Genomic DNA, 22666 nt, shown 5'->3' on the forward strand with positions numbered 1-22666 from the left:
CGTGTTCCTTAAATCGGGGGTGTTGCTTGTCCCCGCATGGCGTCCCAGACGCGCGACGGAGTCAGCGGCATGTCGGCGTGGCGTACACCGAAGGGTTTGAGAGCGTCGACCACCGCGTTCACGATGGCCGGCGGCGAGCCGACCGTGGCCGACTCCCCCACGCCCTTGGCGCCGATCGGGTGGTGCGGCGACGGCGTGACCGTATATCCGGTCTCCCAGTCGGGCACCTCGAGCGACGTCGGGATCAGATAGTCCATGAGCGAGGCGCCGAGGCAGTTGCCGTCCTCGTCGAACGCGATCATCTCCATCAGCGCCATGCCGACGCCGTCGGTGAGGCCGCCGTGCACCTGACCCTCGATGATCATCGGGTTGATGCGGGTGCCGCAGTCGTCCACCGCGATGAAGCGCCGCACCTTGACCTGCGCGGTTCCCGGGTCGATGTCGACGACGCAGATGTACGCCCCGTGCGGGTACGTGAGGTTCGACGGGTTGTAGCAGATCTGCGCCTCGAGACCGCCCTCGATGCCGTCGGGCAGGTCACCGGCCCCGTGGGCGCGCATGGCGATCTGCTGGATGGTGACCGACTTGCCGGGGTCGCCCTTGACCTGGAACGAGCCCTTCTCCCATTCGAGGTCGGCCACCGTCACCTCGAGCATCGCCGAGGCGATGATCTGGGCCTTGTCGCGGACCTTGCGGGCCACCAGGGCGGCCGCGGCGCCGGAGACCGGCGTCGAGCGGCTGCCGTACGTGCCCAGGCCGAACGGGGTCTGGTCGGTGTCGCCGTGCACGACCTCGATGTCGGCCGGCGGGATGCCGATCTCCTCGGCCACGATCTGCGCGAACGTGGTCTCGTGGCCCTGGCCCTGCGTCTTCACCGACAGGCGTACGACCGCCTTGCCGGTCGGATGCACGCGCAGCTCGCAGCCGTCGGCCATGCCGAGGCCGAGGATGTCCATGTTCTTGCGCGGGCCGGCGCCGACCGCCTCGGTGAAGAAGCCGATGCCGATGCCCATGAGCTCGCCCCGGGCCCGCTTCTCCTCCTGCTCCTTGCGCAGCTCGGCGTACCCGGCGATGTCCATGGCCAGGCGCATCGTCGGCTCGTAGTTCCCCGAGTCGTACACCCAGCCGGTCTTGGTCTCGTACGGGAACTGCTCGGGCTGGATGAAGTTCTTCAGCCGCAGCTCGGCCGGGTCCATGCCGAGCTCGTAGGCGAGCGTGTCCACGATGCGCTCGACCAGGTAGACGGCTTCGGTGATGCGGAAACTACAGGCGTACGCCACGCCGCCCGGCGCCTTGTTCGTGTAGACCGCGGTCATCTTGCAGTACGCGGCCTCGATGTCGTAGCTGCCGGTGAAGACGCCGAAGAAGCCGGCCGGATATTTCACCGGCGCCGCGGTGCCGTTGAAGGCGCCGTGGTCGGCCAGCACGTTCGTCCGGATGGCCAGGATCTTGCCGTCGCGGGTGGCCGCGATCTCGCCGCGCATGATGTAGTCGCGCGCGAACCCCGTGCTGATCAGGTTTTCCGAGCGATCCTCCATCCACTTCACCGGCTTGCCGGTGACGATGGAGGCGACGATCGCGCAGACGTAACCGGGGTAGATCGGCACCTTGTTACCGAAGCCGCCACCGATGTCGGGGGCGATCACCTGGATCTTGTGCTCGGGTAGGCCGGCCACGATCGCGTAGAGCGTGCGGTGGGCGTGCGGGGCCTGGGTGGTCGACCACAGGCGCAGCTTGCCCTCGATCGGGTCGAAGTCGGCGACCGCGCCGCAGGTCTCCATGGGCGCCGGGTGCACGCGCGGGTAGACCACATCGGTCTCGACGACGACGTCGGCCTTGGCGAAGACGGCCGCGGTGGCGTCCTCGTCGCCGGTCTCCCAGTCGAAGCAGTGGTTGTCGGCCTTGCCCTCGAGGTCGTCGCGGATCAGCGGGGCGCCCGGGGCGAGCGCCTTGCGGACGTCGATGACCGGGTCGAGCACGTCGTACTCGACGTCGATGAGCTCGAGCGCGTCGCGGGCCTGGTAGCGGTCGTCGGCCACGACGAACGCGACCTCCTGGCCCTGGAAGCGCACCTTGTCGGTGGCGAGCACGGCCTGCACGTCGTTGGAGAGCGTCGGCATCCAGGCCAGGCCCTGCTCGGCCAGGGCGGCGCCGGTGACGACGGCCCGCACGCCCGGCGCGGCCTCGGCGGCGCTGGTGTCGATGCTGACGATCTTCGCGTGGGCGAACGGCGAGCGCAGGATGGCCAGGTGCAGCATGCCCGGCAGCTGCACGTCGTCGGTGAAGCGGCCCCGGCCGCGCAGCAGCCGCGGGTCCTCCTTGCGCAGCATCCGGCCGTAGCCGACCGGCTTCTGGTCGTTGTCGTCGAAGGTGGTGAGCTTCGGTTCCTGTACGGCGGTCACGCTGAGCCCTCCTTGGCATGCCCTCCTGGCCCTACGACCGCTTCGCTCACTCCGGTGCAGTCGGTCATGCCGACGCCACCTCCTCCTGCTTCTCCGCGGCGGCGGCCTCGTGAACGGACGCCCAGCGGACCGAGCGGATGATGGTCGAGTAGCCCGTACACCGGCAGATCTGGCCGGAGATGGCCTCGCGGATCTCGGCGTCGGTCGGGTCGGGATTTTTGTCGAGCAGGGCCCGGCAGGTCATCATCATGCCCGGCGTGCAGAAACCGCACTGCAGGCCGTGACACTGCCGGAAGCCCTCCTGGATGGGGTCGAGCTCGGCGCCGTTGGCCAGGCCTTCGACGGTACGCACCTCGTGGCCCCCGGCCATCGCGGCGAGCACGGTGCACGACTTGACGGGCTCGCCGTCGAGCCAGACCACGCAGGTGCCGCAGTTGCTGGTGTCGCAGCCCCAGTGGGTGCCGGTCAGGCCGAGGGTGTCGCGCAGGAAGTGCACGAGCAGCAGGCGCCCCTCGATCTCCCGGGTGACCTCGACGTCGTTGACGGTCATCGTGACCTGCATGTCAGCTCCTCGCCCGCTCGACGGCCCTGCGCAGCGTCCGCCTGGTCAGCTCGTTGGCGAGGTGCCGCTTGTATTCGGCGCTGCCCCGCTGGTCGGTGGCCGGATCGCAGCTGCGCGCCGCGATCGCGCCGGCCCGCTCGTACAGCTCCTCGGCGGGCGCGTGCCCGGTGAGCGCGGCCGAGATCTCCGGGATGCCGGTCGTGTTCGGGCCGACCGCGGCCAGGCCCACCCGGGCGTCGGCGATGGTGCCGTCCGGGGCCAGCCACACGGCGGCACCGGCGCTCACCACGGCCCAGTCGCCGGCGCGGCGCTCGACCTTCTCGTACGCGCTGCCGCCACCCGGGCGCAGCGGGATCCGGATCTCGGTGAGCATCTCGTCGTCGCCGACGGCCGTCTCGTACGGCCCGACGTGGAAGTCCTCCATGCCCACGACCCGCTCGGCGCCGCCGGGGCCGCGGATGACGCAGCTGGCGTCGAGCGTGGTGCACACGGCGGAGAGATCCTCGGACGGGTCGGCCTGGCAGAGCGAGCCGCCGAGCGTGCCCCGGTTGCGCACGACCGGGTCGGCGATCACCCGCTCGGCGTCCCGGAAGATCGGGAACGCGGCGGCCAGCTCATCGGACTCGAGCAGCTCACGATGCCGGGTGAGGGCGCCGATGCGTACGTCGTCGGGCGTTGTCCTTATATAACCCAGCTCCTCGTGGAGCGGATTGATGTCGATCAGATACTCGAAGTTGGCCAACCGCAGCTTCATCATCGGCAGGAGGCTGTGCCCACCCGCCACGAGCCGCGCTGAGCTGCCCAAACGTTCCAACAGCCCGATGGCATGGTCCACAGTGGTGGCACGTTCGTATTCGAACGGAGCCGGCACCTGCACGATGCACCTCCCGCAATCGCGGGTGAGACTTCCTCGCGTCCGTTCCAATGTCAACAGCTACCTAAGGGATCTCTTAACTCTCACAGCGTGACCACAGCGGCCCCGTTCGCGCAGGATTCACGTCCCGACCTGCGGAAGTTCGCCCCGAGGCCGGGCCCGCCCCCAGCGATCTTGGCGGACTGTGCCTGTTTCCCCTCGTCGCTGGAGGCTCGCTGACGTACGGCCTGCTGCGCGGCCGTGCCACGACCCCGCTGGCCGTGCCGCCGGGGGCCGAGGTGCTGCCCGAGACGCGGCTGCCCTATCTGAGCGCGGCCCAGCGCCGTGAGGTGCTGCGGACGACCGGCCTCGGCGCGGGACACCCGTTGCTCGACGGGCCGGAGCACTGGGGCCGGCTCGACCTGTGGGCGGCGGCCGACGGCCACGGCTCGTTCGCCCGGGACGTCGCGGTGTCGCTCGACGGCGCCGGCACGTGGCGCAACGACATCGACGGCTGGGGCGGCCTGGTCAAGTCGGGCGCCGGCGCGCTGACCCTGACCGGCGCGAGCAGCTACCGGGGCGGCACCCGGCTGACCGCGGGCACGCGGCGTCGCCGTGCGCCCTGAAGAAACGGCGACCTGACGGTCACGGCGGCACGCTGCGGGCGACGTCGGCGCTGCGCCCGCGCGGAGCGTGGAGGCAGAGCGCCGGCACCCTGGCCGTGTCGACCGGCGCCCCGGTGGAGATTTCCGGCGACCTGACGATCGGCCGCGACACGACCCTGTCGGTGTCGGCCGCCCGCGGGCGGACCGCGATCATCGCGGCCCGCCGGGTGAACGGCCGCTTCGCCCGCGTCGTGGCGGCGCCCGGGCACCGCGCCGAGGTGACCTACTCCCGGACCACCGTGGCGGTGACCATCCGCCCCGCCTGACGGTGGTCGCCGCGGTGACCGTCGCGACCATCGGCGGTCACCGCGGCCCAGCGCTTCCGCCCGGCCCAGCGCTTCCGCCCGGCCCAGCGCTTCCGTCCGGCCCAGCGCTTCCGCCCGCGGCCCTCGTTGCGCCCAGCTCGGCCAGGCGTGCGTCGTCCGGCTCGACGTGTCCGCCGAGGACCAGCTCTATCGCGTAGGCGACCAGCGCGGGCTGGTCGTCCGGGATCTTGTGGCCGGAACGCTCGGCCACGATCAGCGGGGCGTGCCACTGCTCGGCGAGCAGGCGCTGGCTGATGTGCCAGAGGTCGTCGATGGCCGGATGGGGCGGCCGGCCGGTCGACCACCAGCCGCGGCGGCGGACGAGGACCACGGCGGGAACCTCGGGCACCACGGCCGTGAGCATCTCGACCTGGCCGGTGATCAGGTCGAGCTCGGTGCCGCCGTCGAGGACCGGCTCCCCGTCGGGTTGCAACTGCAACTGTGGCAGCGAGCCGTCCACGCAGACGAAACCGGCGACCCGCTCGGGACGGCGACTCGCGAACGCCCGCGCGATGAGCGCGCCGAACGAATGCCCGACGAGGACGACCTCCCCGTCGGGGACCCGCGCGGCCAGCTCGTCGGCGAAAGCGCCGTACGACAGCGGCGGGTTCGGGGCCGGACGGGGCGGGGCGCCACCGAGGCCCGGGCGGTCGTAGGTGAAGGTGTGGACGCTCTCCGGGAGCAGGTCGAGGACGGGCTGCCAGACGGCGCCGGCGCCGCCCAGGTAGGCGATGAGGACGACGGTCCTAGCCACGCTTCAGCGCCGCCTTCTGCACCTTTCCCATCGCGTTGCGGGGCAGCTCGCCGACCAGATGCACGACGCGGGGCCGTTTGTGGGCGGCCAGGCGCTCGGCGACGAAGGCCGTCAGCTCCTCGCCCCGGACGGAGTCCGCGACGACGTACGCGGTGATCTGCTCCCCCAGATCGGGATGGGGGGTGCCGACGACGGCGGCCTCGCGGACCGCCGGATGCAGCAGGAGGGCGTCCTCGACCTCGCCCGCGCCGACCCGGTAGCCGCCGGTCTTGATGAGGTCGGTGGAGGCCCGCCCGACGATGCGGTGCCAGCCGTCCGGCCCGATCGTGGCGACGTCGCCGGTGGTGTACCAGCCGTCGGCGCGCGGCGGCTGGTTGAGGTAGCCGTCGAAGAGGGTCGCCCCGCGCACCTGAAGATGGCCGATGCCGCCGGCCTCGTCGATCAGGCGGGTCTCGACGCCCGGCACGGGCAGCCCGACATGGCCGGGGCGGCGTTCGCCGTCGGCGCGGGTGCTGACAGTGATGAGGGTTTCCGTCATGCCGTAGCGCTCGACCGGCGCCTGCCCGGTGAGGGCTTTCAGGTCTTCGAAGACGGGGACCGGAAGCGGGGCGCTGCCGGAGACGAGCAGGCGGGCCGTACGCAGCTCGCGCGCCTCGGCCGGGGCGGCGCAGACCCGCGACCAGACGGTGGGAACGCCGAAGTACATCGTGCCGGGCGTGGCGGCGTACGCCTGCGGTGTGGGTCTGCCGGTGTGTGCGAGGCGGGAGCCGAGCCGGAGCGGGCCGAGTACGCCGAGAACCAGCCCGTGAACGTGGAAGAGGGGAAGACCGTGCACGAGAGTGTCGTCGGCCGTCCATTGCCAGACCTCGGCGAGCGCGTCCAGATCGGCGGCGAGCGCGGCGCGGGAGAGAACGACGCCTTTGGGCGGGCCGGTGGTGCCGCTGGTGTAGAGGACGAGGGCGGCGGTCTCGGGAGAGGGCTCCCCCGGAACATCGCCGGGCGGCCGGTTCCGCGTGATAGGAACGACGTCGCCGCCGGCGCCGGGATCGTCGGAGAGCATGAGTTCGGCGCCGGAGTCACGGAGGATGTGCGCCCGCTCGAGCTCACCCGCGTCGGGCGGCACCGGAACGGCTTTCACCCCGGCGAGCAGGGCCGCCGTGATCGCGACGACGGTCTCGGCACCCGGGGTGGCATGCACGGCAACCGTCTGAGCGCCGCCCAGCTCCCGCGCGAGCGCGGCGGCCCGCCCGAGAAGCTCGTGCCGAGAAAGGCTCTGCCGGGGATCGCGAACGGCGCCGGCAAGGTCGGCGTCATCGTGCAGAGCGCTCAGCAGTCTCATGCGTCCAGCCTGGCGACGATGGGCCCGAGCAGGTCGTTGATCTCACGGGCCAGGACGGTGACGGCCCGCTCGGCGAGATCGGCCATGGCCGGCCCGGGCCCGTCGGGCACAGGCGGCAGGGGGCCGAGCGGAACGGGAGCATCGACCTGAAGGGTGGACCGCACATGCGGAACCCGGCTCAGCTCCTGCTGCGACGGTTGCAGGAACTGCCCGAACGTCTCGGGCCATCCACGCCACCCGCGGTCCTGCTGCCACACCTGATCCCCGGCGAGCCCTTCGGGCCACGGCGCGACAAGTCGCACCTGGACGGTCATCGACCCGTCCCACTCGTTGCGCACACACTCGGCCGACAGGACCCGCCGATGCAGCCGCACATACCCCGGATCAAGCTGCGGCGCCGTGGCCAGCCGCCAGGCCACACAGGCAAACCCGACCGGCGAGATGTCACCCCAGCAGTCGGCGAACTCCTTGGCACTGGCCAGCACATGCTCGGCATACCGCCCACCGTTCTCCCGGTCGTACTGGCGGTCGATCCAAGCAACGGAGACTGGGCGCACCTGATCAGCTTAACTTCTGCGACCACTCCACTGGTATAGCATGCGCTATACTTCGGCGATGGCGCAGGAAGAGTGGGAGATCTACGTCGTTGACGAAGTCTTCGATTGGATCCACAGCCTCGATCCAGCCACCCGAAATCGCGTCGCGGAGGCCATCGATGTGCTTGCGCAGGACGGTCCCGGACTCGGCCGACCATTGGTCGACACCATTCACGGCTCAACGATCGCCAACCTCAAAGAGCTGAGACCTGGTTCCGTACGGATCCTCTTCGTCTTCGATCCCTGGCGCGCAACGATCCTGCTCGTCGGCGGAGACAAGACAGGCCGCTGGAACAAGTGGTACACCGAAGCCATCCCCCTGGCCGAGAAACGCTACGAGACGTACCTGCAAGAACGTGCCGAGGAGGAAGGGCGTCAGTCATGAGCGGTTACAAGAAGTGGAGCGACATCCGCGCTGACTTCGTCGAGAAGGCCGGAGGAGAGGAAGCCTTCGAGCAGGGCAAGCAGGAGTTGCTGGCGACCGTGGTCGGGCATCGTCTCGCGGAGGTCCGCCGGGCCCGCGGGTTGACGCAGCAGCAGGTCGCTCAGGGCATGGGAGTGACTAAAGGCCGCGTCTCCCAGATCGAACGCGGAAAGATCTCCGGCCAGGAGGTGCTGGCGCGCTACGCGGCCGCCCTCGGTGGCCGGCTGCATCAGGCGATCTACTTCGACGACGGCGACATTTCCGCTATTGCTTGAGATCGACGAAGGTCCGGACGTCCGCCGCGCCGCGTTTGGCTTCCTAGGAGGCTAGGTTCTCGGTCTCGCTAAGGTGAGCGGATGGAGCTGGAAGATCTGCGGCGGCTGCGGCGGGCCCGGGATGTGATGGATCGGGACTACGCGCAGCCCCTTGATGTGCCGGCTCTGGCCCGGGTGGCATTCATGTCGCCTGGGCATTTCTCGCGCGGGTTTCGCAGTGCGTTCGGTGAGACGCCGTACAGCTATCTCATGACCCGGCGGATCGAGCGGGCCAAGGCCCTTCTCCGGCGCGGCGATCTGTCGGTGACCGAGGTCTGCTTCGCGGTCGGCTGTACGTCGCTGGGGTCGTTCAGCTCGCGGTTCACCGAGCTTGTCGGGGAGAGCCCCAGCGCCTACCGCGCCCGCGACCATCAGGACCAGGGTATTCCGGCGTGCATCGCGAAGATCTACACCAGGCCGGTCAGGAACGGAGAAGCCCGGGCGGGGCGGCGCGGCCTAGCGTGACGGGCATGGATATCACGCTTTCGACCTGCTTCATCGCGGTCGACGACCATGACAAGGCGCTGACTTTCTATCGGGACGCGCTGGGGCTCGAGGTGCGCAGCGACGCCGGGTTCGAAGGGATGCGGTGGGTCAGCCTCGGGTCGCCTTCGCAACCCGGGGTGAGCATCGTGCTCGAACCGCTCATCGCCGACCCCAACGCCTCGGACGAGGATCGGCGGGCCATGGCCGAGCTGCTGGCCAAAGGGTTGCTCAAAGGGGTCGTGCTGAGCACGGACGACGTCGACGCGGCCTTCGAGCGGGTCCGGGCCGCGGGCGGCGACGTTCTGCAGGAGCCGATCGATCAGCCGTACGGGGTCCGGGACTGCGCCTTCCGCGATCCGGCCGGCAACATGCTGCGGATCAACCAGGCCACCTGACCCCGTACGGCCGAAAAAGTAGCTACTTGAGGACGCGCTTGTCCGCGTTCAGCGGCTTCGGCAGGGCGATGGTGATCCACTCGTTGTCGTCGGCGACACCGGCCGTACGGCCCGAGGAGAACGGGAAGTTGTTGTCGTTCAGGACGGCGATGGTCCTGTCGTCGAGGATGACGACGTCCTCGATGGTCTGGAACGGGAAGGTGAACGTGGTGCCGAAACCGGCGAGCTTGCGGGGGTTCGAGACGTTCATCAGGTCGGCCAGGAGGGTCTTGTCGAGCAGGCCGTCACGGTTGCGGTCGCGCTTGTCGGCCACGTAAATACGCTTGAAGACGGCCGTGGCGCCCTGGCCGTTGTCGCGCTCGATGACCAGGAAACGGTCCTTGTCGACGGCGATGGCGTCGCCGATGGCGTTGTCCGGGTTCTCGAGCTGATAGACGTAGCGCTTGCCGGTGTACTTGGCGGCGCGGCGGTCGAACTCGTTGAGGCGCAGCTGGCCGGCCGGGTCGCCGGTGACGGTGCCCTCCAGCAGCGGGTAGAGGTAGCGGCCGTCGGGAGAGGCGGCCATGCCCTCGAAGCCCTTGCTGCTGCGGGCGGTCGCGGTGACGCCGGTGCGGGCCGCGGTCTCGGGGGCGACGACGCCGTCGAGGGCGATCGGTGCGCGCAGCAGGCGGCCGGCACGGTCGAAGTTCAGCAGGTACGGGCCGAACTCGTCGCCGATCCAGTACGAGCCGTCGTCGCCCTTCACGATGGACTCGACGTCGAAGTCGGCGCCCGTGAGGACCCGGTCGGAACGGGTGAGCTTCCAGGGGACGTACCCACTGGGGTCTGTCAGGTTGATACCGCCGAGCACGTCGACCTTGTTGGTCTTGAAGACGGGCGCCAGCCGCTGGACGCGGAGCAGGAAGTCGGCCGAGCTGGCCTGCGTGCCGTAGCCGTTGTCGGAGAGCACGTCGAAGGTGCCGTCGCCGTTGTCGGCGATGCCGGAGAAGCCCTGGATGGGCTGGTCGGCGAAGGGCAGCGTGAAGCCGTTGGTGTTGCCGGAGGCCTGCGCGCCCGACGGCTCGCTGCCGGGCACGAAGGTGGCCGCCGGCAGCGAGGCGAAACCGGTGAGGGTGGGCTTCGAGACGGAGTGGCCACCGGCGTTGGCCGTACCGGTGAGGGTGAGAGTCAGAGCAAGCGCGCCCGAGGCGGCGAGAATATTAGCGACCGTCTTTCTCATGAGGCTGGACGCTAAGGAGCCGGGGTTACGCGTGATCAACCTCTCGGTGGAGTCTGCGCCAATGTCTCCACTCCCCCGCCGAAACCGGCCGCGACAACCGCCGCGACGACCGTGGCGGCGCGCAGCGCGTGAAAGCCGCCGCGGCCCATTGTGGCGGCGGCCAGATTGCGGGCGACGGCCCGCGGCAGAGTCCGGCGAAGATAGTTCTGTTCCGTTCCGAGTTTCTGGTCGCGCGGCAGCAGAGCCGACATCTGCACCTTTCCGCGCCCTTCGGCATAGCAACGGCGCAGAAAGAAACGGAACGTGCTGCGGTCGACCGGCACATCGTGCTCGATGACCGATTCCGGCACGTACATCCAACGGCCGCCGGTCTCGGCGCTGATCCGCAGGCACAATTCGGTGTCCTCGGGCCGGTTCTGCTCACCCAGCTTGCCGAATCCGACCCGGAAACCACCGACCGCCACAAAGGCCTCCCGCCGCACCATCATGCTCGCCGACCACACATTGCGGATCTCGGCCACCGAGGTGGGCATTCCCTCGTACGAGACACCGACGGTCCAGAGCAGTTCGTCCGGCATCCAGGTCGGCCGGTCCCGTTCCCAGGCGGGCCGGATGCTGCCGCCGGCGCCGACCACGCCCCGGTCACCGAACTGCGAGGCCAGGTGGCCGAGCCAGCCCGGATGGGCCACGGTGTCGTCGTCGAGGAAGGCGATGAGCTCCGAACGAGCGTGGAATGCGCCGGTATTGCGATTTCCGGAGGCGCCGCGGGCAAAAGTGTTTTCCAGCACAGTGACGCCGGGGAACGCGGCCGAGGCCCGTTCGAAAAGGGCGGCATTATGGTCGACCACCACGATGACCTCGGTGGCCCGCATTTCCTGGGCCAGGGCCGAGGCGACCGTACGCCGGAGCGACTCCCAGCGCCGTTCGGTGTGGGTGGGAATGACGATGCTGGCGGTCATAACGGCACTCCGGAGGGTGGCGCTGAGGGGAATTCGAACCCTAGAACGCCACCCTATGAATTACATGAGAACTCAGCGCCAGAAGACCGCGACGGCGGCGTTGGCCAGCGTCAGCGTGATGATGCCGATGAAGTGACCCTTGTTCACGGCCTCACGCTTACGCGGGATGAAGACCATGATGAAGATGAGGATCGCGATGACCAGCTTCACACCCAGCTTGACCGGGCTCGGCTCGTCGTCGCCACCCCCGCGAAGCGGCGCGGCCAGCCCGATCCCGCTGACCAGCTGGATGATCGACCCCCACAGGATCGCCGGGTTGATCCGGAACTTCCCGGACACGAATTGCGCGACCGCCCCACCGAGCAGCAGCGCGAACCCGATCAGATGGATGAACAGCAGGATGAGCCGAAGTGCTTCCACGGGCTAAGAGCTTGCCAAACCCGTTCCCACCAGCCACACGCGGGTCAGCGACGGCGGCGGCGCGAGTGCGCCGCCGCCGTCGGATTTCAGGCGTTCACCAGGTCCTTGTCGTTCAGGGTGGCGGTCAATTTCTCGCCCTCGACGTCGACGTTGGGCAGGAAACGGTCCAGCCAGCGGGGCAGCCACCAGGCCGAGCGGCCCAGCAGGGAGAGGACCGCCGGGACGATGGTCATGCGTACCAGGAAAGCGTCCACCGCCACGCCGAAGGCCAGGGCGAAGCCCAAGGACTTGATGATGGTGTCGTCGGCCAGGATGAAGCCCGCGAAGACGCTCATCATGATGAGGGCGGCCGCCGTCACCACCCGGGCGCCGTGCCTCATGCCTGTGGCCACCGCCTCGTCGGGGGCCGCTCCGTGGACGTACTCCTCCCTGGTCCTCGTCACCAGGAAGACCTCGTAGTCCATGGCCAGGCCGAACAGGATGCCGATCAGGAAGATGGGCATGATGCTGACGATCGGGCCGGTGCTCTCGACGCCCAGCAGGCCGCCCAGGTGGCCCTGCTGGAAGACGAAGACCAGCGCGCCGAACGCCGCCGCCACGCTCAGCAGGAAGCCGGCCGTGGCCTTCAGCGGCACCAGGATGCTCCGGAAGACCAGCATGAGAAGGACAAAGGCCAGACCGACCACGATGGCCAGGTACGGGATGAGGGCCGCGGTCAGCTTGTCCGACACATCGATGTTGATGGCCGTCGTGCCGGTCACCGCCAGGCCGGCGATGCCCAGGCCACGGATGGCGTGCACCAGGTCCTTGGTCTCCTCGCTGGACGGGCCCGAGCCGGGGATCACCGTCAGCATGGCCGTGTCGTTCGCCTTGTCGGCCGTGGCCGCCGAGACCAGCACCACGTCGTCCAGCTTGCCGATCACCTGGGCCGCGTCGGCCGCCGCGGCCGCGGCGCCGGTGGCCTCGACCACCACGATCAGCGGGCCGTTGAAGCCGGCGCCGAAGCCCGCGGCCAGCTGGTCGTAGGCCTTGCGCTGAGTCGAGTCGGCCGCGGCCGTGCTGTCGTCCGGCAGGGCCAGCTTGATGTCCAGCGCCGGCACGGCGACCACGGCGATCACGCCGAGCGAGAGGACCAGCGCGACGACGCGGTGCCGCAGGACGCCGCGGGCCCAGCGCTCGCCGAACGGCGTCCTGACCGGCGCCACCGCCCCGGTGCGCTGCTTCTTGGGCAGGACCTTACGACCGGCGAAACCGAGGATTGCCGGTACGAGGCTCAGGGTGACCACGACCGCGACGGCGACCGTGCCCGCCGCGGCCAGGCCCATCGCGGTCAGGAACGGGATGCCGGTGACGCTGAGCGCGGCCAGCGCGATCACCACCGTCAGGCCGGCGAAGACCACGGCCGAACCGGCGGTGCCGACCGCGCGGCCGGCGGCCTCCTCGCCGTCGCGGCCGGCCGCCAGCTCGTGCCGGTAGCGGGAGACGACGAACAGCGCGTAGTCGATGCCGACGGCCAGGCCCAGCATCGTGGCCAGCGCGGACGTCGACGACGACAGGTCGAAGAAGCCGGTGGCGATGGTGATGCCGAGCATGCCGGCGCCCACGCCGACCAGGGCGGTGAGCAACGGCAGGCCGGCCGCGACGATCGAGCCGAACGTGAGGATCAGCACGAACGCGGCGATGATGATGCCGATCGCCTCGCTGGAGTGGCCGCCCTCGGACGACTGGGTGGCGTCGCCGGAGTACTCGACGCCCAGACCGGCCGGCTCGGCCGTGTCGCCGGCCGCGACCAGGCCCTGACGGGCCTCATCGGTCACATCGGCCGCGGCCACCTCGTACGTCACCGTGGCGTACCCGGTCCGAAGGTCCTGGGAAATGGTTTTGGCGGTGAAGGGGTCGGCGACGGATACCACCTGAGGCGCCCGGGACAGCGCGGCGACGGCCGTCTCCACGGCCGCCTTCTGTGTGGCGCCGGTGAGCTTCCCGTCGCCCTCGACCGTGAAGACGACCTTGACCGAGGCGGCGTCGGCGCCGGCCCCGAACTTCTCCTCCAGCACCTCCATGGCCCGGAACGACTCGGTGCCCGGGATGGAGAAGGCGCCGCTGGTCGGCCCGGACAGGGTTCCCGCGCCCACCCCGAGCAGAACGAGCAGCAGCGCCCACAGGCCGAGGGTGAGCCGGCGTCGCCGGAACGAGAACCGGCCGAGCCGGTACAGCAGGGTCGCCAAGACGTCTCCTCCACGAACGGTCAGGTGTTCGAGAAAGCTGTTCGGCAGGATGACCGGCGGATTTAATCCGTGGCGGAGGAGGTCCGGGAACGCCGGAGGGCGTGCACTGAGGTCCACATCTCCTCACCCCTGGCGAAGGGCACCCCGATGTTCGACGACAACGGTTCCTTCCTCCTGGCGACGTTCGAGTTCTTCCTGTTCATCGCCTGGTTCATGTGCCTGTTCTGGATCTTCGGCGACCTGTTCCGCAGCAAGGACCTGGGCGGATGGGGCAAGACGGTCTGGACGCTGTTCATCATCATCCTTCCGCTGGTCGGGACGCTGGTCTACCTGATCGCCCGCGGTGGCGGCATGGCCGAGCGGACCGCCGCCAGCCAGACGGCGATGCGGCAGCAGCAGGACGCGTACATCCGGTCGGTCGCCGGCTCCAACGGCGGGGCGCGCAGCGTGACCGACGAGATCTCGTCGGCCAAGGGCCTGCTCGACTCGGGCGCGATCACGGCCGAGGAGTACGACCGTCTGAAGGCGTCCGCCCTGGCCAAGAGCGCCGCCTGAGTTTTTGTCGGACCCCACCGCTAGCCTTCCCGGCACCAAGTTCGTGATGGGCCGGAACCAGAGGTTGGCGCATGCAGACTCCCGAGGACACCTTCGATTTCCCCGCCGGTTGGCTCAGGCACCGCTTCGCCCGCCGGGGCAGCTCCGGAGCGACGGCGTTCACGCCCGACAAAAAGGCGCGCGCGTTCGTCGACGAGGAGCTCGCCCGGCGGGCCGAGGTGGTGCTGCCGATCCTCGAGGCGCCCGCCACCACCGGCGATCTGCGTGACCCCGGGCTCGCCTGGCTGCACGGCAAGCCCGGGGTGACCCCGGCCGGCGCCGCCGCGGTGGCCCTGGCCGCCGGGGTCGGCAACTGGCAGGCCGGCGACAAGCTGGCCGCGTTCGCCGACGTCTGGCTGATCGAGCGGGGCCCGGTCTTCGCGGCGCAGGCGGCGGTCGAGCTCATGACGCTCGAGACCATGCACAGCCACGGCCCGGTCCTGCCCGGCGTCGCCCAGCGTTACGGGGTGCGGCACATGCGCGCCGGCGGCAAGCGGCACAGCTGGCAGGCCGACGCCCAGATGCAGACCCTCTTGCGGGTACGCCTGGCGCTCGCGGCCGCCACCGGCGAGGTGTACCGGGAGGCGGTCGCCGCCCTGGCCGATCACCGGCGTGGCCATCTCTACGCCCGGGCCGCCGTCTCGGCGCTCGTGCCCACCGAGACCGCGTGGGTCGAGCAGGACATCGCCGACACCGTCGCCGCCCAGGACGCCTATCTGGCCGCCCTGCTGACCACGGCCGCGAGTCAGGGCCCGCAGCTCGACGTGCTCGCTCCCCTGGCCACCGGCTGGACGGTCTGGGGCTCCATCGCGATGCTGGCCACCCTGGCCGACGGGGTGGGCGCGGCCGCGGCCCCGGCGCTGTTCGGCTGGTTCGACGAGGAGGCCGGCGACGCCGCGGCCCAGCGCCGCCTGCTCAGCGTCATCGCGGTGCTCCCCGGCGACGACGTGATGGGCGGCCTGATCGAGCGCGCCGGGCAGAAGAACGTCACTCCCTACCTGCTCGAGGCGGCCGAGCGCTACCCGCGGCGCGGCCTGCGCCTGCTGGCCGAGTCGGGCCGGCACGACGACCTGCTGCGCGCCCATCTGCTCCGCCACCCCGATCTGGCCGAGGAGCTGAGGCCCGAGCTGAGCGCGCCGGCCGTCGCGCGGATCGAGGCCATCACCGCCGAGGCGGCGTCGCTCGTGACGGCGCCCCTGTCGGCGGTCCCGACGGTCCTGGCCGACCCGCCGTGGAACCGGCGTGTCAAGGCGGCCAAGCCGGTCGTCATCGCCGGCCTCGCCTGCGACGACCAGCCCGCGACCGAGTGGCTTCCCGGCGAGCGTGAGGCGTGGCGGGACACCCCGATCCGTCACTACGACGGGCCGAAGGAGGGCTGGGAGGAGCTCGCCCACCGGATGGCCTCGGGCCGGGCGCAGTGGAACGACCCGGTCCGGCTCTTCACCGACGGCCCGGCCGACGTCGCCCGCCGGGTGCTGCACCACTGGCGGCCCACGTACGCGTACGACGCCGACACGTGGATGCGGGTCGCCGCCGACCGGTTCGGGACCGCGCTGCTGCCGGTCATCGTCTCGCTGGCCCGGCAGGCGCCCGGCGAATACGCGCCGCTGCTGGCGCCGTACACCTCGCCCGAGCTCGCCGTGCTCATGGCCGGGTGGCTGGCCCGGCTCAAGACCACCCGGCAGCACGCGCTGCAGTGGCTTCTGCGCCACCCGGCCGCGGCCGCCCGCGCTCTCGTGCCGCCCGCCCTGCAGAAGGCCGGGGCGCCGCGGCGCGAGGCCGAGCAGGCGCTGCTCGCCCTGCACCTCAACGGTCACGGCGACGCCGTGCGGGCCGCCGCGTCGTCGTACGGGCCGGAGGCGGCCGCGGCGATCGGCGTGCTGCTCGACACCGACCCGCTGACCGTGCTGCCGGCCAAGATGCCGCCGGTGCCGTCGTGGGCCGTGGCCGGGCTGCTGCCGCCGGTACGGCTGCGCGACGGCTCGGGGGCGCTGCCCGCCGAGGCCGTGACGAGCCTGGTGAGCGTGCTCGCCATCTCGCGGCTCGACGATCCGTACGCCGGCCTGGCCCTGGTCCGTGACGCCTGCGAGCCGGAGAGCCTGGCCGAGTTCGGGTGGGGCCTGTTCCAGCGCTGGCAGTCGGCCGGGGCCAACGCCAAGGAGAACTGGGCGCTGACCGCGCTCGGCCTGATCGGCGACGACGAGACGGTCCGGCGGCTGACCCCGCTGATCCTCACCTGGCCGGGCGAGGGCGGGCACGCCAAGGCGGTGACCGGCGTGAACATCCTGGCCGCCATCGGCAGCGACGTGGCCCTCATGCGGCTGCACGGCATCGCCCAGCGGGCCAAGTTCAAGGGCCTGAAGAACACCGCGAACGAGAAGATGGCCGAGGTGGCGGCCGCGCTCGGGCTCAGCGCCGAGCAGCTCGCCGACCGGCTGGTGCCCGACTTCGGGCTCGACGCGGCGGGCAGCCTGCGGCTCGACTACGGCGGCCGTGAGTTCACGGTCGGCTTCGACGAGCAGCTGCGGCCGTTCGTGGCCGACGGGGCCGGCAAGCGGCTCAAGGCGCTGCCCAAGCCGGGCGCGCGGGACGACGCCGAGCTGGCCCCGCAGGCGTACAAGCAATTCTCCGCCTTGAAGAAGGACGTGCGGACCGTGGCCACCGACCAGGTCCGTCGCCTGGAGCGGGCGATGGTCACCGGCCGCCGATGGAGCGCCGGCGAGTTCCAGCAGCTGTTCGTCGACCATCCGCTGCTGTGGCACATCGTGCGGCGGCTCGTGTGGGCGGTGTGGGACGCCTCCGCCGAGCCGCTCGGCGCGATCCGGGTGGCCGAGGACCGTACGTTCTCCACCGTGGATGACGAGGAGACGACGCTGCCCGACGGCGCGACCGTGGGCGTGGCCCACCCGCTGCACCTGGGCGGCGACCTGGCCGCCTGGTCGGAGCTGTTCGCCGACTACGAGATTCTGCAACCCTTCCCGCAGCTGAGCCGGCAGACGTTCGCACTGAGCGCCGAGGAGGCGGCGGGCAGCCGTCTCACCCGCTTCGAGGCGGTCACCGTGCCCACCACCAAGCTGCTGGGGCTGGAGCGGCGCGGCTGGCGGCGCGAGGCGCCGCAGGACGCGGGCATGCAGAGCCGCATCGAACTGGCCGTGGCCGACGGCGTCGAGGTGGCCGTCGAGATCGAGCCCGGCATCGCGGTCGGCTACGTGGGCGAGTTCACCGACCAGAAGATCACTATGGTGATGCTGCACAACGGCACCGGCAGCCGCTGGCACAGCGACCCGCGCGGCCAGATCGCGCTGGGCGAGCTCGATCCGGTCGTCGCGTCCGAGATCATCCGCGACCTCACGGAGGTGACCGCGTGAGCCTCACCGAGATCGAGGTGACCGAGCCCGCCGACAGCGTGCAGCGGCCGCCGGCCGAGGTGCGCTTCGCCGGCGAGCTGGCCCGGCTGCGGGCGGCCGACAGCGCGGCCCGGCCGCCCGGCTGGGCGCTGAGCGTCCAGTCGGCCCGCCGGTTCGTCGTCGGCGACCCGGCGCTGAAGGTGAGCCGCAAGTTCGTGGGCGACCCGTCGCTGATCGACCGGGCCCTGATCACGCTGGCCACCAGCCGGGGGCTGATGCTGGTGGGCGAGCCGGGCACGGCCAAGTCGCTGCTGTCCGAGCTGATCGCGGCGGCGGTCAGCGGCGACTCGACGCTGACCATCCAGGGCGGGGCGGCCACCACGGAAGACCAGATCCGCTACTCGTGGAACTACGCGCTGCTGGTCGCCGAGGGGCCGTCCACCCGCTCGCTGGTGCCGGCGCCGCTGCTGCGGGGCATGGCCGAGGGGCGCACGGTCCGGTTCGAGGAGATCACCCGGTGCCCCCTCGAAGTGCAGGACTGCCTGCTCTCCCCGCTGTCCGACCGGGTGCTGGCCATCCCCGAGCTGACCGGGCCCGAGTCGATGGTGTTCGCCCGCGACGGCTTCAACATCATCGCCACCGCCAACACGCGCGACCGGGGCGTCAACGACATGAGCTCGGCCCTCAAACGCCGCTTCAACTTCGAGACGGTCTTCCCGATCGCCGACTTCGCCACCGAGCTGACCCTGGTCGCCGACGAGGCGGCCCGGCTGCTGGCCCGCTCCGGGGTGACGGCGGAGCCCCGGCGTGACGTGCTCGAGGTGCTGGTGACGACGTTCCGCGAGCTGCGCACCGGGGAAACCGCGCGGGGCGACTCGATGGACAAGCTGTCGGCGGTGATGAGCACGGCCGAGGCGGTGTCGGTGGCCCACGCGGTCGGGCTGCGCGGCTGGTTCCTGCGCGGCGAGGCCGGCAACGCCGAGGACATCGTGGCCTGCCTGGCCGGCACGGCGGCCAAGGACAACGCGGACGACCTCGCCAAGCTGCGCCGCTACCTGGCCCAGCAGATCACCTGGCGGGACGGCAATCAGTGGCAGGCTCTCCACCAGGCCCGCCACCTGCTGCCGGGCTGAGCCGTGCCGGTCACGTTCATCGGGGTCCGCCACCACAGCCCCGCCTGCGCCCGCCTGGTGGCCGACACCATCACCCGCCTCCGGCCGGCGTACGTCATGGTCGAGGGCCCGGCCGACGTCAACGGCCGGATCGGGGAGCTGCTGCTCGGCCACCGGCTGCCGGTCGCGGTGTTCAGCAGCTACCGCGACGACACCCGCCGGCACGCGTCGTGGGCCCCGTTCTGCGAATACTCGCCGGAGTGGGCGGCGCTGACCCACGGGCGCGCGGTGGGCGCGTCGCTGCGCTTCATCGACCTGCCGGCGTGGCACCCGGCGTTCGAGGGGCGTAGCAACCGTTACGCCGATGCGGAGCTGCGCTACGCCGACGTGATGGAGCGGTTGTGCCGCGCTTTCGAGGTCGACAATGTGGACGCGCTGTGGGACCACCTGGTCGAGATCGCGCCGGCGGAGGGCCTCGCGGAGAGACTGGAGGCTTACTTCGACCTCGTACGGGGCGAGTCCGCGGCCGGCGACTCCGACACCGCCCGCGAGGCGTACATGGCCTCATGGGTAGCGGCCGCCGCATCCGCCGCCGGCGACCGGCCCGTGGTGGTCGTGACCGGCGGCTTCCACCGGCCGGCGTTGGTGCGGGCGCTCGCCCTGCACGGAACGGCCGCCCAGCCGGGCACCGGCCTCGACCAAGCCGCCGACCGCCTCAGCCCTCGCCTCAGCCCCGGCCAGCCCGCCGCCGGCGCGGGCGCCACCACTCACCCCTGGCCGGACATTCCCGAAATGCCGGATGGGGCCATGGGTGGGAGCTTTCTTGTGCCGTACTCGTTTCGGCGCCTCGACTCCTTTGACGGCTATCAGTCGGGGATGCCGTCGCCCGGGTACTACCAGGAGTTGTGGGAGTCGGGGGTGGACGGGGCGGCCCGGCATCTCGTCGAGGCGGTGGCCGAGCGGCTCCGGAAGAAGCGGCAGCCCGTGTCCACGGCCGATCTCATCGCGGCGCGGGCCACGGCCGAGGGGCTGGCGACCGTACGCGGGCATCACCGGCCCGGGCGCACCGACGTGCTCGACGGGCTCGCGTCGGCTCTGGTCAAAGAGGCCCTGGACGTGCCGCTGCCGTGGGCTCGGCGCGGGACCCTCGAAGCCGGCAGCCATCCGGTCGTGGTCGAGATGGTGGCCGCGCTCAGCGGCACCCGGGTCGGACGGCTTCATCCGGAGACGCCGGCGCCGCCGCTCGTGCACGACCTGGACGCCGAGCTGGAACGCGCCGGGCTGAACGGGGCAGCCCAGCTGGAGCTCGATCTCACGGTCGAAGGCGACCGGGAACGCAGCCGGCTGTTGCACCGGGTGCGGTTGCTCGGTGTGCCGGGGTTCCAGCGGGAGAGCGGGCCGGCCACGGGGCTCGACCCGGTGCTGCGCGAACGCTGGACGCTGCGGCCGGGGCCGGAACGGCTGACCGCGGTGATCGAGGCCGGGGCGTACGGGGCGACGCTCGCCGACGCCTGCGCGGCCGTGCTCGCCGAGCGGGCGGCCGGGGCCGGGCGGGACGTGGACGCGCTCGCCCTCGTCCTGTTCGACGCCGCCCTGTCCGGGACGGCCGACGTCTCCGACCGCACCCTGGCCGACATCGAGGCGGCGGTCGGCGCCGCGCCCGACCTCGGGCCGCTCGGCCGCATGCTGGCCGTGGTGCTGACCATGTGGCGGCACGACGGGCTGTTCGGCACCGCCCGCAGCGCCACCCTCGCCATCGTCATCGCGGCCGCCGTCCGGCGTGTGCTGTGGCTGGCCGAGGGTGTCCGCGGCGGCGAGGCGCCGGCCGACCCGGGGCGCATCGGCGCGCTGGCCGCCTGCCGTGACGGGCTGCGGCACGCGGGCCGGGCGCTCGGGCTCGACCGGGAGGCCGCGATCGAGGTCGCCACCCGCGTTTCCACCGACCGGGAGGCGCCACCCGATCTGCGCGGCGCCGCGTTCGGGTTCCGCTGGGCGCTGCACGACGATCCATCCACGGTCGAGCCGCTGCGCGGGGTGCGCGGCGCCTTCGTGCCCCGCTCGGCCGGCGACTGGCTGGCCGGGCTGTTCGCGGTGGCCCGCGAGGAGGTGCTGCACTCCCCCGACGTGATCGGGCTGCTCGACGAGCTGCTCTCCGGCATGTCACCGGACGACTTCCTCGTCTCGCTGCCGGCGCTGCGGCAGGCCTTCGAATACTTCCCGCCGCGCGAACGCGAGACCATCGCCGGTCAGGTCCTGGCCCGGCGCGGCCTGTCCGGCACCGGGCGCGCCCTGCTCCGCGCGGCCGGGCCCGACCCGGCCGTGGTCGCGGCCGGAATGCTCCTGGACAGCCGCGCCGACACCGTCCTGCGGCGCGAGGGGCTGATCGGCGGCGACCCGGCTCCCGCCGACACCGCGGCCGTCCCGGCGGTCACGCCCGCCGCCGCCGTCACACCCGCCGCGACCGTCACGCCCGCCGCCGCCGTCACACCCGCCGCGACCGTCACACCCGCCGCCGCCGTCACACCCGCCGCCGCCGTCACGCCCGCCGCGACCGGTTCGAACGGAGACACGCTGTGACCGATTCTGATCTCGAACGCTGGCGGCTCGTGCTGGGTGAGCCGGCCGGCGCCATGGGCGATCTGGGTCCCGAGGCGATGCGGCGGGACGCCGCGTTGCGGTGGCTCTACGGGCGCGACGAGGAGCACGCCAAGCGCGACGTGCGCAGCGGCGGGGACGGGGCTTCGACGCTGAACACCGTGGACTGGCTGGACGACATCACGCGGCTCTTCCCGAAGGAGACGGTCGAGCGGCTGCAACGGGACGCGGTGGAGATCTACGAGATCACGGATGTGGTCACCGACCCCGAGGTGCTGCGGACCATCGAGCCGAACCCGGGGCTGCTCCGAGCCGTACTCCAAACCAAGCATTTGATGAACCCCGAGGTGTTGCGGCTGGCCCGGTGGATCGTCGAGGCCGTCGTCCGCGACCTCATGGCGAAGATGGCGACGGAGGTGCGGGCGGCCTTTACCGGGACCCGGGCGCGCCGGCCGAGCCGCTGGCGGCAGGCCCGCGACTTCGACGTCACGCGGACGCTGCGGGCCAACCTGGGGCACTACCGGCCCGACGAGCGGCGGCTCTACATCGAGACGCCGCACTTCTTCTCCCGTACGCGTAAGCAGGTCGACCAGTGGCAGGTGATCCTGCTCGTCGACCAGTCGGGCTCGATGACCGATTCTGTCATCCACTCGGCGGTGACCGCGGCGTGCCTGTGGGGCCTGCCGGGGGTGCGCACGCACCTGGTCGCCTTCGACACGGAGGTGGTCGATCTGACCAGCGATGTGGACGATCCGGTCGAGCTGCTCATGAAGGTCCAGCTCGGCGGGGGCACGGACATCGCGAGGGCGGTCCTGTACGGCGCCGGCCTCATCGAGCAGCCCCGGCGGGCGATCGTGGCGCTGATCAGCGACTTCTACGAGGGCGGCTCCGAGCAGCTGCTGGTCCGGGCGGTCCGCGACCTGGTCGAGCAGGGCACCAAGGTGCTCGGCCTGGCCGCCTTGGACGGCCAGGCCAATCCGGCGTACGACCGTGAGACCGCCCAGAAGCTGGCCAATGTGGGCGCCCCGGTCGGTGCGATGACTCCGGGGCAGCTGGCCCAGTTCATCGCCGAGCAGGTGGCGCGATGAGGCCCGGAA

General features: G+C 71.3%; 21 protein-coding genes. 11 read left to right on the top strand and 10 right to left on the bottom strand.

Annotated features, from left to right (window positions below; all coding sequences use genetic code 11):
- Window positions 1–8 precede the first annotated feature (8 nt).
- The 3 genes from ACFY36_RS09140 to ACFY36_RS09150 all read right to left on the bottom strand — a co-directional run bounded on the left by ACFY36_RS09140 (window position 9) and on the right by ACFY36_RS09150 (window position 3841).
- Window positions 9–2402 (bottom strand): aerobic carbon-monoxide dehydrogenase large subunit, encoded by a 2394-nt coding sequence (locus tag ACFY36_RS09140; protein WP_499745391.1) that lies wholly within the window; start codon window positions 2400–2402, stop codon window positions 9–11.
- A gap of 64 nt (window positions 2403–2466) precedes the next feature.
- Complete coding sequence (locus ACFY36_RS09145; protein ID WP_499745392.1) at window positions 2467–2964, bottom strand: (2Fe-2S)-binding protein; 498 nt, start codon at window positions 2962–2964, stop codon at window positions 2467–2469.
- Between the two features lies 1 nt (window position 2965).
- A complete protein-coding gene (locus ACFY36_RS09150) occupies window positions 2966–3841 on the bottom strand; it encodes an FAD binding domain-containing protein (RefSeq protein WP_499745393.1) in 876 nt (291 codons plus the stop codon).
- A 257-nt stretch (window positions 3842–4098) separates the two neighbouring features.
- Between ACFY36_RS09150 and ACFY36_RS09155 the strand changes: the two genes are divergently transcribed.
- A complete protein-coding gene (locus ACFY36_RS09155; protein WP_499745394.1) occupies window positions 4099–4443 on the top strand; it encodes an autotransporter-associated beta strand repeat-containing protein in 345 nt (114 codons plus the stop codon).
- A gap of 95 nt (window positions 4444–4538) precedes the next feature.
- Window positions 4539–4748 carry a hypothetical protein gene (locus ACFY36_RS09160; protein WP_499745395.1) on the top strand — a complete coding sequence of 70 codons (210 nt, stop codon included), beginning with the start codon at window positions 4539–4541 and terminating at the stop codon, window positions 4746–4748.
- Window positions 4749–4785: 37 nt separating this feature from the next.
- Here ACFY36_RS09160 and ACFY36_RS09165 read toward each other — a convergent pair whose 3' ends face one another.
- From ACFY36_RS09165 to ACFY36_RS09175, 3 genes are read right to left on the bottom strand one after another with little or no spacing between them, the layout of a single operon-like run.
- Window positions 4786–5541, bottom strand: a complete 756-nt coding sequence (locus ACFY36_RS09165; protein ID WP_499745396.1) for an alpha/beta fold hydrolase — start codon at window positions 5539–5541, stop codon at window positions 4786–4788.
- Window positions 5534–6880 (bottom strand): acyl-CoA synthetase, encoded by a 1347-nt coding sequence (locus ACFY36_RS09170; protein WP_499745397.1) that lies wholly within the window; start codon window positions 6878–6880, stop codon window positions 5534–5536. The genes ACFY36_RS09165 and ACFY36_RS09170 overlap by 8 nt, the downstream gene beginning before the upstream one ends.
- Window positions 6877–7437: a hypothetical protein gene (locus ACFY36_RS09175; RefSeq protein ID WP_499745398.1), complete on the bottom strand. Its 561-nt coding sequence runs from the start codon at window positions 7435–7437 to the stop codon at window positions 6877–6879. The genes ACFY36_RS09170 and ACFY36_RS09175 overlap by 4 nt, the downstream gene beginning before the upstream one ends.
- Before the next feature lie 58 nt (window positions 7438–7495).
- Here ACFY36_RS09175 and ACFY36_RS09180 point away from each other — a divergent pair, with 58 nt between their 5' ends.
- From ACFY36_RS09180 to ACFY36_RS09195, 4 genes are all read left to right on the top strand, one after another.
- Window positions 7496–7861 carry a type II toxin-antitoxin system RelE/ParE family toxin gene (locus ACFY36_RS09180; protein WP_499745399.1) on the top strand — a complete coding sequence of 122 codons (366 nt, stop codon included), beginning with the start codon at window positions 7496–7498 and terminating at the stop codon, window positions 7859–7861.
- Entirely contained in the window at window positions 7858–8175 is a 318-nt protein-coding gene (locus ACFY36_RS09185) for a helix-turn-helix domain-containing protein (protein WP_499745400.1), read from the top strand. The genes ACFY36_RS09180 and ACFY36_RS09185 overlap by 4 nt, the downstream gene beginning before the upstream one ends.
- An 81-nt stretch (window positions 8176–8256) precedes the next feature.
- On the top strand, window positions 8257–8679 hold the full coding sequence (locus tag ACFY36_RS09190) for a helix-turn-helix transcriptional regulator (protein WP_499745401.1): 423 nt from the start codon (window positions 8257–8259) through the stop codon (window positions 8677–8679).
- A gap of 5 nt (window positions 8680–8684) precedes the next feature.
- Window positions 8685–9095 carry a VOC family protein gene (locus tag ACFY36_RS09195; protein WP_499745402.1) on the top strand — a complete coding sequence of 137 codons (411 nt, stop codon included), beginning with the start codon at window positions 8685–8687 and terminating at the stop codon, window positions 9093–9095.
- Window positions 9096–9117: 22 nt separating this feature from the next.
- On the opposite strand, the gene ACFY36_RS09200 is transcribed toward ACFY36_RS09195, so the two are convergent.
- The 4 genes from ACFY36_RS09200 to ACFY36_RS09215 form a co-directional block, all read right to left on the bottom strand.
- Entirely contained in the window at window positions 9118–10314 is a 1197-nt protein-coding gene (locus ACFY36_RS09200) for an esterase-like activity of phytase family protein (protein ID WP_499745403.1), read from the bottom strand.
- Between the two features lie 35 nt (window positions 10315–10349).
- A complete protein-coding gene (locus tag ACFY36_RS09205) occupies window positions 10350–11273 on the bottom strand; it encodes a glycosyltransferase family 2 protein (protein ID WP_499745404.1) in 924 nt (307 codons plus the stop codon).
- Window positions 11274–11345: 72 nt separating this feature from the next.
- Window positions 11346–11693, bottom strand: coding sequence for a hypothetical protein (locus ACFY36_RS09210; protein WP_499745405.1), 348 nt, complete (start codon window positions 11691–11693; stop codon window positions 11346–11348).
- 86 nt (window positions 11694–11779) lie between these two features.
- Window positions 11780–13921 (bottom strand): MMPL family transporter, encoded by a 2142-nt coding sequence (locus tag ACFY36_RS09215; protein ID WP_499745406.1) that lies wholly within the window; start codon window positions 13919–13921, stop codon window positions 11780–11782.
- Between the two features lie 69 nt (window positions 13922–13990).
- Between ACFY36_RS09215 and ACFY36_RS09220 the strand changes: the two genes are divergently transcribed.
- The 5 genes from ACFY36_RS09220 to ACFY36_RS09240 all read left to right on the top strand — a co-directional run bounded on the left by ACFY36_RS09220 (window position 13991) and on the right by ACFY36_RS09240 (window position 22657).
- On the top strand, window positions 13991–14476 hold the full coding sequence (locus tag ACFY36_RS09220) for a PLD nuclease N-terminal domain-containing protein (RefSeq protein ID WP_499745407.1): 486 nt from the start codon (window positions 13991–13993) through the stop codon (window positions 14474–14476).
- A 71-nt stretch (window positions 14477–14547) separates the two neighbouring features.
- A complete protein-coding gene (locus tag ACFY36_RS09225) occupies window positions 14548–17883 on the top strand; it encodes a DUF4132 domain-containing protein (protein WP_499745408.1) in 3336 nt (1111 codons plus the stop codon).
- Window positions 17880–18995 (top strand): ATP-binding protein, encoded by a 1116-nt coding sequence (locus ACFY36_RS09230; RefSeq protein ID WP_499745409.1) that lies wholly within the window; start codon window positions 17880–17882, stop codon window positions 18993–18995. Before ACFY36_RS09225 ends, ACFY36_RS09230 begins: the two co-directional genes overlap by 4 nt.
- A 3-nt stretch (window positions 18996–18998) precedes the next feature.
- A complete protein-coding gene (locus tag ACFY36_RS09235; RefSeq protein WP_499745410.1) occupies window positions 18999–21551 on the top strand; it encodes a DUF5682 family protein in 2553 nt (850 codons plus the stop codon).
- Window positions 21548–22657, top strand: a complete 1110-nt coding sequence (locus tag ACFY36_RS09240) for a VWA domain-containing protein (protein ID WP_499745411.1) — start codon at window positions 21548–21550, stop codon at window positions 22655–22657. Before ACFY36_RS09235 ends, ACFY36_RS09240 begins: the two co-directional genes overlap by 4 nt.
- The last annotated feature ends 9 nt before the right edge of the window (window positions 22658–22666 follow it).

Source organism: Actinoplanes sp. NPDC000266 (assembly GCF_042899005.1).
GTDB lineage: Bacteria > Actinomycetota > Actinomycetes > Mycobacteriales > Micromonosporaceae > Actinoplanes.

What these genes read in the sequence shown, in the direction of transcription:
- ACFY36_RS09180 (WP_499745399.1), top strand. Translation starts at nt 7,496, where the DNA reads ATGGCGCAGGAAGAGTGGGAGATCTACGTCGTTGACGAAGTCTTCGAT.
- ACFY36_RS09170 (WP_499745397.1), bottom strand. Translation starts at nt 6,880, where the DNA reads ATGAGACTGCTGAGCGCTCTGCACGATGACGCCGACCTTGCCGGCGCC.
- ACFY36_RS09225 (WP_499745408.1), top strand. Translation starts at nt 14,548, where the DNA reads ATGCAGACTCCCGAGGACACCTTCGATTTCCCCGCCGGTTGGCTCAGG.
- ACFY36_RS09200 (WP_499745403.1), bottom strand. Translation starts at nt 10,314, where the DNA reads ATGAGAAAGACGGTCGCTAATATTCTCGCCGCCTCGGGCGCGCTTGCT.
- ACFY36_RS09195 (WP_499745402.1), top strand. Translation starts at nt 8,685, where the DNA reads ATGGATATCACGCTTTCGACCTGCTTCATCGCGGTCGACGACCATGAC.
- ACFY36_RS09185 (WP_499745400.1), top strand. Translation starts at nt 7,858, where the DNA reads ATGAGCGGTTACAAGAAGTGGAGCGACATCCGCGCTGACTTCGTCGAG.
- ACFY36_RS09190 (WP_499745401.1), top strand. Translation starts at nt 8,257, where the DNA reads ATGGAGCTGGAAGATCTGCGGCGGCTGCGGCGGGCCCGGGATGTGATG.
- ACFY36_RS09145 (WP_499745392.1), bottom strand. Translation starts at nt 2,964, where the DNA reads ATGCAGGTCACGATGACCGTCAACGACGTCGAGGTCACCCGGGAGATC.
- ACFY36_RS09205 (WP_499745404.1), bottom strand. Translation starts at nt 11,273, where the DNA reads ATGACCGCCAGCATCGTCATTCCCACCCACACCGAACGGCGCTGGGAG.